Annotated in this window: 2 protein-coding genes; both read right to left on the bottom strand. The window is 62.0% G+C overall.

The window, feature by feature from the left end:
- Positions 1-594: 594 nt before the first annotated feature.
- A complete protein-coding gene (locus tag FGA82_RS27560; RefSeq protein ID WP_141129538.1) occupies positions 595-1,551 on the bottom strand; it encodes an alpha/beta hydrolase in 957 nt (318 codons plus the stop codon).
- A gap of 76 nt (positions 1,552-1,627) precedes the next feature.
- Positions 1,628-13,948, bottom strand: a complete 12,321-nt coding sequence (locus FGA82_RS27565) for a non-ribosomal peptide synthase/polyketide synthase (RefSeq protein WP_141129539.1) — start codon at positions 13,946-13,948, stop codon at positions 1,628-1,630.
- Positions 13,949-13,952: the final 4 nt, after the last annotated feature.

Genomic DNA, 13,952 nt, shown 5'->3' on the forward strand with positions numbered 1-13,952 from the left:
ACGCCGACATGCGATACCGCGTTGAACTCAGGCTCTAAAAAGCAAACAAATCAGCCCCTCACCCCCCAAGAAAGAGGTGACTGACTGAGATGTTCGGGAAAGCTTCGCCGACATGCGATACCGCGTCGAACTCAGATTTTGAAAAGCCCAAAAATCGGCCCCCTCTCCCTCCGAGAGACGGCTGGGCGGGCGGCGTTCCGATGAGGGGCAGCTCCAACACAAATCCAAAGCCGACCACGTCCCGCTCTTCACCACTCAATAGGCCGAGTGTCAGCTCGCCTGCTCTTGATCTTGATCTATAAGGCGACGTCGGAAGGCTGAGTGGAGGGATTGATCCGGGTGTGGGAGCGTAGCGACCGTTTGGCGAAGCCAAACACAGCGGGAGTAGGTGCAGCGAAGCAAACCGGAGACGCTGCGCCCGGATCGATCCCGCAACGAAGGAACCCCGAGCCCCAGCGAGCGGGCCGCACGTAGGAGCAAGCCTTTTCGGTTACCTTTTCGGCGTTTGGAAAAGGTGACCCGCCGTCAGGGCGGAACCCTAAGCCGCCGTTACCGCAGCAACGGATATGCCCCCAAAACCAACCAAGAAAATGATCACCCCAACACCCGCTCCAACGCCCGACTCAAAGTTTCATGCACCCGCAAAACATCAGGCATCACCGAAGCCATCCGCAGCAAATCATGCGTCAGCCCCGGACAATGCTCAACCTCAACACTCAGCCCCTGCCCCCGCAATTTGTCAGCATAAGCCTGACCCTCATCAAACAACGGATCAAAACCCGCCAACAACACGATCGCCGGCGCCACACCCCGCAGATCCTCCGCCAACAACGGCGAAAAGCGCCAGTCCAGATAATCTTCCGGACTGCGGGCGTAATGCTGATAAAACCAGTCAAGCGTATCGTTCTCCAACAGATAACCCTCGCTGAACAACAACCGCGAATCGTGCACGCGCGAAGCGTCGGTCACCGGATAGCACAACAACTGTGCCTTGGGTGCGATGGCCACGGTATGCGGTTGCACCACCGCCTGAATCGCCAGCACCGTGGCCAACGTCGCACCGGCACTATCGCCACCAAACGCCACGCGCGAGGTATCAAGACCAAGGCTCACGGCGTTTTCCGCCAACCACGACAAAGCGTCTTCGCCATCCTCCAGCGCCGTTGGAAAACGATGCTCCGGGGCCAATCGATACCCGACCGACAACACCGCACACGGCGTCCGCTGGCAAAACTCGCGGCACACACCGTCGTGAGAATCGAGGCTGCCGACGACAAAACCACCGCCGTGGAAATACACCAATACCGGCATCGGCGAGACCGCAGCGCTTGGGCGATACAGACGCAATGCCAACCGCGCACCATCACGCGCCGACGTATCGATTTCGCTGACCAACAGGTCTTCAGGTGCCGGCCAGCGCAGTTGCGCGGTGGTCTGCTCGAAAGTCGCGCGGGCCTCGCTCGGGGTCATTTGGTGCATGGCCGGCAGGCCGGCGTCCTGGCTGTCTTGGGCCAGGTCGAGGAAGGCTTCCAGATCAGGGTGTAAAGACATCGCTAAAATCCTTGTATCGGCAAAAAAAGGGGCGCGCCTCGGCAGCGCCCCCTCGAGATGACTGAACGTGCGGCGATCAGCCCACGCGTGCCATGCAATGCTCGACCAACGCCTCCAGCTCACGCTGGTAATCGCTCATCAAGGCATCCATAGTGCCGGCGCGATAACGCTGGCTGCTGTAGATGCAACGCAAGGCCAGCTGACCGTCATAGACCTGGCCGACAATTTCCAGCCAGTTACCCAGATTGGCTTTGAGGCTGTAGTTGTCACCGGTCTCTTCCAGCGCCGGCACCAGCAAAGCCTGCTCGTCGAAGCTTTGGTCGAATTGCCCCAGGTAGTTGAAAGTGACCCGCGCTTGCGGTAGCTCGGCCAGTTGCCGCGACACCTCAGCCCCGGCCAGATGACGCAGCACGCCATAGCCGATGCCTTTCTGCGGAACCGCCGCCAACTGTGCCTGCACATTGACGATCGACTGACCGATGTCGTCGCTGTCCGGGCGCAAGCGCACCGGGAACATGCTGGTGAACCAGCCGAGGCTGCGGCTCAGGTCGATCGACTCGAACAGGTCTTCACGACCATGGCCTTCGAGCAGAATCAGCGCCGACGGTTGTTGACTCCAGCGGCACAGGGCACGGCTGAGCGCCGACAACAGCAGGTCGTTGATCTGCGTGCCGTACACCGCCGGGGCCTGTTTGAGCAGTTGTTCAGTGTGCTCACGGGACAGCTTGAGCCGCGCCTGCGCCTGCTGACGCACGAGGTTCTTGCCGCGCAGGTTGTCGCACGGCAAGTCGACGCCTGGCTGATCCAGCTGCCCCAGCCAGTACGCCAGTTCCTGCTCGGCAATTACTGGCGCCTGCGCCTGCAAGGCCTCGGCGAACGATCGGTAACTGCTGCTGCGAATCGGCAATTTTGGCTGCAGCCCTTGCACGCAGGCCTCATACGCCACTTTCAAATCGTCGAGCAGAATTCGCCACGACACGGTGTCGACCACCAAGTGGTGAATCACCACCAGCAGGCGCGCCTGGCCATCCGGCAAGGCGACATGCATCACCCGCCAGACCGGCCCGTCGTCGAGTTTCAAGCTGCGCTGGGCGAGGTTGGCCAAGGCTTCGACCTGCTCGCTGTTGTCCGCCTCGCGGCGCCAGAGCAACGCTTCACCCTGTTCACTGAGGTCGCAGTAACGCTGCAACCAACGCCCGCCTTCGTGGGAGAAACGCAGGCGCAGCGAGTCGTGATGTTGCTCGATCCAGCCCAGTGCCTGCTCCAGTGCATCGAGGTCCAGCGGCTGGCGTGCACTCAACAGCAATGACTGGTTGTAGTGATGCGCCTCGGCCATGCCTTCGGCAAAGAACCACTCCTGAATCGGCAAGAGATTGAACAAGCCCTCGGCGGCCACGTGCGTGACGTCCGTCTGTGGTTGTGCGGAGCCCTCCTTCGCCGCCTCCTGCTCAACGATGCCGGCGATGGTCTGATAACGCATCAGGTCGCGCAGCTTGAGGTCCATCTGCAACGTCGGGTGGTTTCTGACGCGGGAGATCACCTGCAAACTCAGAATCGAGTCGCCACCCAGCTCGAAGAAGTTGTCGCTGATGCCAACCTGCTCGACCTGCAACACCTGCGCCCAGATGTCCGCGAGCAAGGCTTCCTGCTCGTTGCGCGGAGCCAGGTATTGCTCGGTTTTGAACTCAGGTTCCGGCAGCGCCTTGCGATCGAGCTTGCCGTTCGGTGTCAGCGGGAAAGCACTGAGGCAAACGATCTGCGCCGGCACCATGTATTCCGGCAGCGAAGTGCGCAGGCCCGCCTTGAGCTCATCGCCGATGTCTTCACCGGTCGCGGTGACCACATAACCGATCAGTTGCTTGCCAGAGGCATTGTCGCGGGCGATCACCAGAGCATCGGTGACCGACGCCAATTGGCGCAGACTGGCCTCGACTTCGCCCAGTTCGATGCGGAAGCCGCGCACCTTGACCTGATGGTCGATACGACCGATGTAATCGACCACGCCGTCGGCGCGCAAACGCACCAGATCGCCGCTGCGATACAAGCGTTCGCCCGCCGCGAACGGATTCGGCACGAAGCGCTCGCAGGTCAGGTCAGGACGGCCGTGATAACCCCGGGCGACGCCATAGCCGCCGATGTACAGCTCACCGGCAAAGCCTGGCGGCAGCGGGTTCAGATCCTCGTCCAGCACGTACAGCGAGCGTGCGCCCACAGCTCGGCCGATCGGCGCATATGCCGCTTCGCAATGCTGGCTGACCGGGACTTTCCAGAGCATCGGCGTGACCACGGTTTCGGTCGGGCCGTAGCCGTTGGTGAAGTACTGCGGACGCAGCGCAGCCTTGACCTGCTCGAAGGTCTGATCCGGCACCGCATCGCCGCCGAAGCAATAGATGCGCACTGGCGGCGGCGCGATACCGCTGGCCGCCGCGTACTCGGCCAGTTGCTTGAGATAGGCCGGCGGGAAGCAGGCAATAGTGATGCCGTAATCATGCAGCGCCTGATAGGTCTGCTCCGGCGTCCACAGGCAACCGTCGCGAATCACCAGACGCCCGCCGCTGTACAAGGTGCTCAACCAGCGCTCATGGGCGCCGTCGAACGCGAACGACATGAAGTGCAGCTCGCAGCTGCTGGCGTCCATTTCGTACAGCTCGGCGATGGCCTGACAGTGCATGCTCAGCGGGCCTTGCGTCACCGCGACGCCTTTCGGTCGGCCGGTAGACCCCGAGGTGTAAACCAGATACGCCAGACCCTGCTCCTGCACCCAGCGTTCGGGAGCGTGGTCAGCGTAGCGGCTTTCGTCGAGGTGATCGATTTCCAGACGCAGCAGGCCTTGCGGCGCTGGCAACGTGCTGCGCAGGCTGCTCTGGGTCAGCAACAGCGCCATGCCCGAATCTTCGATCATGTACGCCAGACGCTCCGGCGGATACTCGATGTCCAGCGGCACATACGCCGCACCGCTCTTGAGCACGGCGAGGAAGCTCACCACCATTTCCAGCGAACGCGGCAAGGCCACGCCGATCACCACTTCCGGCCCTGCACCGTGTTCGATCAGGCAGTGTGCCAGACGGTTGGCGCGTTGCTCGAGTTCGGCATAGGTCAGGTTCATCCCGGCGCATTGCAGCGCGATGGCCTGCGGCTGCTGTTGCGCGTGACGACTGATCAGTTCCGGCAGCAGCGCCGCTTGATGCGTGTGCGCCGGTTCAGCACTCCAGGCCTGCGCCGCTTGCCATTGCTCGTGGCTCAGACGCTGCAAATTGCCGAGGCGTTCGTACGGCGCCGCCATCATTGCGGCGAGGGTGTTTTCCATGGTCTGGCGAATACCGACAACGGCCTCGGCGCTGAAATGGCTGCGCAGGTACAGGTATTCGATCGACAACTCGTCACCGAGCATCACCGCCAGGTCCATCGGCACGTTGGTCACGCCGTGGCCGATGGATTTGCCGAAGGTCAGATCGGTGTCGTTTTCTTCCTGCAAGCGATCGTCGATCGGGAAGTTTTCGAACACCACAATGCTGTCGAACAGCGCCTGACCACCGAGGCTGGACCAGCGCTGCACATCGGCCAGCGGCGCCTGGGAGTAATCGCGAATATCGAGGTTGTAGGCCTGTACATCGCCCAGCCAATCAGCCAGACGCTGATCGGCTTGCGGGGTCTGAATGATCGGCAAGGTGTTGATGAACAGACCGAGCATGTTGCCGACATTCGTCAGACTTTCCGGACGCCCCGACACCGTGGCGCCGAAAGTCACCGTCTGCTGCCCGGTGTAGCGTTGCAACAGCAACAGCCACGCGCCTTGAATCAAGGTGTTGGGGGTGATGCGCAGGTCGCGACAGAACTGCAACAGCCGCGCGGTCTGCGCTTTATCCCAGTTCGAATAGATCGCATCGTGACCGGCGACATCGGCGCTGTGGCGCGGGTGCATCGCCTGGCTCAGTGCCGTCGGTTCGTTGACCACCGCCAGGCGCGCCTTCCAGAACAGTTCCTGGGCGTCCTGATCCTGCGCCTGCAGCCAGGCGATGAAGTCGCGGTAGCGACCGTTCTCGCCGATGATTTCGCCCTTGGAGTAATACTGCAGCACCTCGCCGAACAGCCGCGAACTGCTCCAGCCGTCCATCAGGATGTGGTGGCTGGTCCAGATCATCTGGTACTGATCGTCGCTCAGGCGCAGCAGGGTCACCCGCAACAAACGTGCATCGGCCAGATTGAAACCGAGCGCGCGATCATCGCTGGCGAACGCGGCAATCCGCTCTTCGCTGGTCTCCTGGTCACGCCAATCAAGCACCTGCATTTGCAACGGCGCATGGCGATGCACCACTTGCAACGGTTTGGCCAGGCCGTCCTGCCAATGGAAACTGGTGCGCAGAATCGCCTGACGGGCGATCACGAACTCCCACGCCTGGCGGAAGCGCTCCACGTCCAGGCCCTTGATCGGCAGGCTGACCTGTTGCACGTAAAGGCTGCTGCCGTTATCCGACAGCGTGTGGAAGAGCATGCCTTCCTGCATCGGCGACAGCGGGTAGACATCCTCGATCATGTCCGCCGGCACCGGCAACGCATCGAGTTGCGCCTGATCGAGTTTGGCCAACGGATAATCCACCGGAGTCTCGTCGGTTGACGACTCGAGCGAAACCACAGCGGCGAGTTTCTGCACGGTCTGCTGCTGGAACAGGTCTTTGGGGGTGAAGCCAATCCCCTGCTGACGCGCGCGGCTGACCAGTTGAATCGAGATGATCGAGTCGCCGCCCAACGCAAAGTAGTTGTCGGTCACGCCGACCCGCTCGATCTTCAGAATGTCCTGCCAGACTTCGGCCAGTTGCTGCTCCAGCGGCGTCGACGGCGCGACGTATTCACGTTGCGACTGGCTGACGTCCGGTGCCGGCAAGGCCTTGCGGTCGAGTTTGCCGTTCGGTGTCAGCGGCAACTGCTCGAGGAACAGCCACTGCGCCGGCACCATGTATTCCGGCAGATGCGCCTTCAGCGCGGCCTGTAACGTTTCACGCAAGTCGTCGAGTTGTTCGAGGCTGAGGCCGCTATCACTTGGCACCACATATGCGACCAGTTGCTGACCACTGTGGCCATCCACCGCCAGTACCACGCCTTCGCGCACGCTGTCCTGAGCGAGCAGACGCGCTTCGATTTCACCCAGTTCGATACGGAAACCGCGCACCTTGACCTGATGATCGATACGACCGACGTATTCGATCCGGCCGTCATCGCTGAAGCGAGTCAGGTCGCCGGTGCGGTACATGCGCTCGCCGCTGGTCGAGAATGGATTGGGCACGAAACGCTCGGCGGTCAGCCCCGGGCGGAACAAGTAGCCACGGGTGATGCCGTCGCCGGCCAGATATAGCTCAGCCGCAACGCCCAACGGCGCTTGCTGCAATTGACCGTCGAGCATGTACGCCGTGGTGTTGACCAGCGGCCGGCCGATGTTCGCCAGACCACCGAGTTCGCGGCGGGTGCAGGTCGAATAGGTGGTGTCTTCCGACGGCCCGTACAGGTCGTAGACATGTGCCACCGCCGTCTCGCGGTAGAGCGTGTCGACCAGGCTCTGCTTCAACGGCTCACCGGCGAGGTTGATGATGCGCACGCCCGGCGGAATTTGCCCGCTGCGTTGCAGCGCGGCAATCGCCGACGGCACGGTGTTGATCAGGCGCACCTGATCGCGCTCCGGCAAGTCCGGCAGTTCCAGGGCATTACGTGCCATGACGATCGATCCGCCGCGTGCGAGGGTGACGAAAATCTCCCACACCGACAGGTCGAAGCACACCGACGTCGACGCCAGCACACCTTGCAGATCGTCTTCGCTGTAGATCTCGGCGGACCAGTGAATCAGCGCCTGCACGTTGCAATGGGCAATGGCCACGCCTTTCGGCTTGCCGGTGGAGCCGGAGGTGTAGATCACGTACGCCAGATTGGCCGAATCACCCCGCGCAGCAAGATTGTCCACAGACTGCTCGGCAAATGCCGCACCGCCCGCCTCGACCAGCACCACGTGCGCATCGGTCTGCGGAAGTTGCGCCAGCAGCGATTGCTGCGTCAGCAAGACTTTCGCCTGACTGTCGTCGAGCATGTAGGCCACGCGATCCGCCGGGTAATCCGGGTCCAGCGGCACATAGGTGCCACCGGCCTTGAGCACCGCCATCAGGGCGATCACCAGTTCCGCCGAACGCGGCATCGCCACGCCCACGCGGATTTCCGCGCCGACACCCAGCGCCACAAGATGATGAGCCAACTGGTTGGCGCGTTGATTGAGTTCGGCATAGCTCAGGGTGACGCCGGCATGACTCAGTGCCAGTGCCTGCGGATGCGCCGCCACGCGAAGCTCAAAACTCTGCGAGATCAGTCGCTCAGCCGGATACGCAGCCTGATTGGCGTTCCATTGCGCCAGGGTCTGGCGTTCGGCGAGCGGCAGCAGGCCAATTTCACCAAGCAGACGCTGTGGCGCCTCAATGAACTGGCGCAGCACTTCTTCCAGGTGCCCTGCCAGACCCAGCACGCTACGTTCGGCAAAGTGCTCGGTGAGGTAGTTGAAGTCCAGGTTCAGGACGTCGCTGGCCCCGGCGATCAGGGTCAGACCGTAGTTGGTTTGCTCGCGGTGCTCCAGGCCGCCAAAACCCAAACCGCCCGGATTGGCTTCCAGCGCTTCGGACACCGGATAGTTTTCAAACACCAGCAAGGTGTCGAACAGCGCTTCGCCACTCAGTTGGGCCAGACGCTGGATGTCCTGCAACGGCGTCTGCTCGTAGTCGCGCAGCAACAGGTTTTTGTCCTGCACGCTGCGCACCCAGTCGCCGACGCTGAGCGTGGCTTGCGGGCTGGCGATCACCGGCAAGGTGTTGATGAACAGGCCCAATTGCTGCTCGATACCCGGCAGATCCACCGGACGCCCGGACACCGTGGCACCAAAGGCCACCGTGGCCTGGCCGGTGTAGCGCTGCAATACCAACAGCCATGCGGCTTGTACCAGGCTGTTGAGAGTCACTTGCTGCTGACGGGAGAAACCGTTCAGGCGCTGAGTGAAGGCTTGGTCGAAATGCAGGCGATGCATCTGTTTGCCCGGGCCCGGCACCGTTTGCCCGTGGCAGGCCGAGGCCAGTCGGGTCGGTTCGTCCAGTGCGGCCAGTTGTCCGCGCCAGAAATCCTGCGAGGCGGCTTTGTCCTGACCTTGCAGCCAGACCAGGAAATCACGGTAACGACCCTGCGCGCTTGGCACCGGTTGACCGGCGTAATCCTGCAATACCTCGCCGAACATCCGCGAGTTGCTCCAGCCATCCATGAGGATGTGGTGACAGGTGAAAATCAGCCGATGGCGATCATCGGCGGTGCGCAACAGGCACAAGCGCAACAGCGGCGGGTTCTGCAGATCGAAACCGCGCTCGCGATCCGCCTGCGCCCGCGCTTCAAGCACGGCCGGCAGATTCGCCACACCACGCACGTCGACTTCCGGCATTTCCAGGGTCAACTGGCGATTGATCACTTGCAGCGGCGCATCGAGACCATCCCGGCCCCAGATAAAACCGGCGCGCAGCACTTCATGACGATCCACCACGCGTTGCCAGGCTTGCTGGAAACGCGCCACGTCGAGGCCGTCAATATCCAGCAGCATTTGATAGACATAGGCACTGGCATCGGCGTCGTACAAGCTGTGGAACAGAATGCCTTGCTGCATCGGCGCCAGCGGATAGATGTCCTCGATGCGCTGGGCGGCCATCGGCAAGCTGTCCAGATGTGCCTGGGACAACCCGGCCAACGGCACATCCGACGGCGTCAAACCGCCACTCGGGTGGTTCAGGCAATGGTCGATCAACTCACCCAGCGCCACTTCATACGCGCGGGCCAACGCGTTGATGGTCGCCTCTTCGAAGACATCGCCACTGTAAGTCCAGGTCAAGCTCAGTTGGCCCTGATAAACCCGGCCATCGATGGTCAGCCAATTGGCCATCGGCGCGTTTTCATCCTGGCCGGCGCCCTTGTCTTCGGTGGCCGGCACCCACAGGGCGCCTTCGTCGAAGTTATTGTCGAACTGGCCGAGGTAGTTGAACGTCACCTTCGGTTGCGCCAGACCGTTCAACGCCGCTTGCGACTCGGCGCTGCCCAGATGACGCAGCAAGCCATAGCCGATGCCCTTGTTCGGGATCGCGCGCAGTTGCTCCTTGATGCCTTTGATCGAGGTTTCCAGACTGGCGTCCGGGGTCAGGCGCACCGGGAACATGCTGGTGAACCAACCTACCGTGCGGCTGAGGTCGACGTCCTCGAACAAGTCTTCGCGACCATGACCTTCAAGCTGCACCAGTGCGCTGTCGGTGTTGGTCCACTGACATAGCACACGGGCAAGCGCGGTCAGCAGCAGGTCGTTGACTTGGGTGCGATAAACCGCTGGCGCCTGTTGCAGCAACTGGCGGGTACGTTCGGCGTCGAGACGCGTATCGACACTGCGCTCGAAACGGTTGCTCAACTGGCCCTGTGGATTGTCCAGCGGCAGGTCGACCGACACATCGCGCAGTTGCCCGCGCCAGTAATCCAGTTCGCTCTCCAGTTCAGCGCTGCGGGCATGCTCCTGCAGACGCTTGCCCCAATCCTTGAACGCGCTGGTCTTGGCCGGCAGACGCATAGCCTGACCGCTGCTCAGTTGTTGATAAGCACGTTGCAAATCTTCGAGGAGGATCCGCCACGACACGCCATCGACCACCAGGTGATGGATCACCAGCAGCAGACGCTGAGTGGCGTCCGGCAAATCGACCAACACTGCACGAATCAGCGGGCCATCGAGCAAATCGAGGCTGCGCTGCAAGTCCAGGCACAGCGCTGGCAATGCCGCACTGTCGTCCAGCGTGACCGTGCGCAGCAAGGCATGCGCCTGATCCGCAGGTGCATGGCGCTGTTGCCAGCCGTCGTTGGTTTGCTGGTAACGCAGGCGCAAGGCGTCGTGGTGGCGTTGCAGCTGCAACAGCGCCTGCTCCAGCGGCGCCGCTTGCAGCGCGCTGGCCGGGGTCAGCAGGATCGACTGGTTCCAGTGGTGCCGCGCCGGAATGTCACTGTTGAAAAAGTAATGCTGGATCGGCGTCAGCAGCGCGTCGCCGAGCACTTCGCCCTGCTGCATTTGCACCGCGTCGCTCTGTTGCGCGACGGTCGCCAGACGTTGCACGGTCTGGTGCTGGAAGATGTCTTTGGGGGTGAAGCGAATGCCCGCCTGACGCGCGCGGCTGACCACCTGAATCGAAATGATCGAGTCGCCGCCCAGCTCGAAGAAGTTGTCGTTGAGGCCGACGCGCTCAACCTTCAACACGTCCTGCCAGATCTCGGCCAGACGCTGTTCCAGTTGGTTGCGCGGCGCGGCATAGACTTCCTGCACCTGCGCGACTTCCGGGTGCGGCAGTTGTTTGCGATCGAGTTTGCCGTTGGCCGTCAGCGGCAGACGCTCAAGGAACGCCCAACTGACCGGGACCATGTAGTCCGGCAAGGTCTCGCGCAAATGCGCCTTGATCGAATCGCGCAGTGCGCCCTGCCCCTCGGCGTCCAGCACTTCGTTCGCGACAATCCACGTCGCCAGTTGCTGGCCGCTGATACCGTCGACCGCCAGCACCACGGCTTCACGCACGTCGGGGTGCTTGAGCAGTTGCGCTTCGATTTCGCCCAGCTCGATACGGAAACCACGGATCTTCACCTGATGGTCGATCCGTCCGATGTACTCGATCACGCCATCGCCGCGCAGCCGCGCCAGGTCGCCGGTGCGATACAGGCGCTCACCGGCCTGCGGATTGAAGGGGTCGGGAACGAATCGCGTGGCGGTCATGCCGGCCTGATTCAGGTAGCCCCGGGCCAGACCGGCACCGGCGATGTACAGCTCACCGATGCAGCCTTGCGGCACCAGGTTCAGCGCGCTGTCGAGCAAGTACCACGACAGGTCGACAATCGGCTCGCCGATCGGGCTGCTGTGGCTTTGTTGCAGATCGGCCATCGACAACGGCCGGTAAGTGACGTGCACCGTGGTTTCGGTGATGCCGTACATGTTGATCAGCGTCGGCGCGCGGTCGCCGAAACGCTCGAACCACGGGCGCAGGCTCTGCACTTCCAGCGCTTCGCCGCCAAACACCACGTAACGTAGAGAATTGGTGCGCGTCGACTCGCTGGCGACCTGCATCAATGGCTTGAACGCCGACGGCGTCTGGTTCAGCACGGTGACATTTTCATCGCACAGCAGCGTGTAGAAATCTTCCGGGGAACGGGTGATGTCATGCGGCACCACCACCAGTTTGCCGCCATACAGCAGCGCGCCGAAAATCTCCCAGACCGAGAAGTCGAAGGCGTAGGAATGGAACAGCGTCCAGCTGTCCTGCGGGCCGAAATCGAACCAGTGCTCGGTGGCGCTGAACAGCCGCATGACGTTGCCGTGCGGCAGCAATGCGCCCTTCGGTTTACCGGTGGAACCGGAGGTGTAAATGACGTACGCCAGACTGTCCGGCGTGGTCAGGCACAGCGGGTTGGTTTCAATACTGTGTTCTGGCGACTGATGCAGATCGAGGCACGCCAGCCCCGGTGGCACCGGCAGTTGCGCGAGCAGATGACCCTGGGTCAACAGCAGATCGATGCCGCTGTCCTCGATCATGTAGCTCAAACGATCATCCGGATAACCCGGATCCAGCGGCACATAAGCACCACCGGCCTTGAGCACGGCAAGAATGGCGACAATCATGTCCAGCGAACGCTCGACCGCCACACCAACACGCACATCCGGGCCAACGCCACGCGCGATCAGCGCATGCGCCCACTGGTTGGCGCGGCAATTGAGTTCGGCGTACGTCAGGCGTTGTCCGTCGTACGTCACGGCGACCGCGTCGGGATAACGCTCGGCCTGCGCTTCGATGGCTTGATGGATGCACTGTTCCAGTGGTTGCTGGACGCGCTCAGGATTCCACTGCGCGAGTAATTGTTGCTGCTGGCCGGCGTCGAGCATCGATAGCTGGCCGATGCGCTGCGTCGGCTCGGCGACGATGGCCCGCAACAACGCGTTCCAGTGTTGTGCCAGTCGTTCGATGGTCGCCGCGTCGAACAGATCCGTGGCGTACTTGAGCACAGCTTCGATGCCGTGCGCCTGTTCGGTGGTATTGAGGGTCAGGTCGAACTGCGCGGTCTGGCTCTGCCACTCCAGCGGTTCGATGTTCAGGCCATTCAAACGGGTTTCTACACTCGCGCGGCGTTCGGCCTGATGGTTGAACATCACCTGGAACAGCGGACTGTGGCTGAGGCTGCGGCCCGGCTCCAGTGCTTCAACCAGTTGCTCGAACGGCAAGTCCTGATGGGCCTGCGCTTGCTGCGCGGTCTGTTTGACCTGACGCAGCAGATCGACAAATGACATCTGCCCGTCGATATCAGCCTTGAGTACCTGAGTGTTGACGAAGAAGCCGATCAGCCGCTCGATCTCCACCCGGCCACGGTTGGCATTCGGCACGCCGACGCGGATGTCGGTCTGACCGCTGTAACGGTGCAACAGGGCCTGGAACGAGGCCAGCAAGACCACGAACAGGGTGACGTTTTCTTGCCGGGCGAACGTCTTGAGCGCGTTGCTCAGCGCCGGGTCGAGAATCAGGTTATGGCTGGCGCCGGCAAAGCTTTGCTCGATGGAACGCGGGCGATCCATCGGCAGTTCCAGCACTGGTTGCTCACCGCCGAGTTTCTCTTGCCAGTAAGCCAGTTGCCGCTCTTGTTCACCGGCCTCCATCCACTGCCGTTGCCACAAGGCGTAGTCGGCGTATTGAATCGGCAACGCTGGCAGACCGGCGTCGTGACCGAGATTGAAACCGGCGTAAAGCTGCACCAGTTCCTCGATCATCACTTGCAGCGACCAGCCATCGGAGACGATGTGGTGCAGGGTCAGCACCAGCACATGGTCATTCGGGGTGACTTGCAGCAGCGCTGCGCGCAAGAGCGGGCCGTGCTGCAGGTCGAAAGTTTTCTGGCTCTGGGTCTGCACGAACGCCTGGATCGAGGCATCCGCGTTGTTGGCCAGCTCAGCGCTCAGTTGATGAGTCTCCAGTGCAAAGGGTCCTGCGGGCAGGACCACTTGCAAGGGTTGCGCGGTTTCCTGGGAGAACACCGTGCGCAAGGTTTCGTGTCGTTCGATCAGCGCCTGAACGCTGCGCTCCAGCGCGCTGACATCCAGCGGACCCTGCAAACGCAGGGCCGTCGGAATGTTGTAGGCCGCGCTGTGCGGCGCCCACTGCCAGAGAAACCACTGGCGCTGCTGAGCGTAGGACAGCAGCAACGGCTCTTCAGCCGTGCGCTTGAAAACCGGGGCAATGTCAAAGAGGTTGACGCCTTTCTGCTTGAGCAGAACCGCCAGAGCCTTTCTTTGCTTAGCCGAAAGTTGTCCTACCGACTCGATTAACTCTTGCACGCGT

It is taken from the genome of Pseudomonas fluorescens (genome assembly GCF_005938625.1).
GTDB classification, from domain to species: Bacteria; Pseudomonadota; Gammaproteobacteria; order Pseudomonadales; family Pseudomonadaceae; genus Aquipseudomonas; species Aquipseudomonas fluorescens_BD.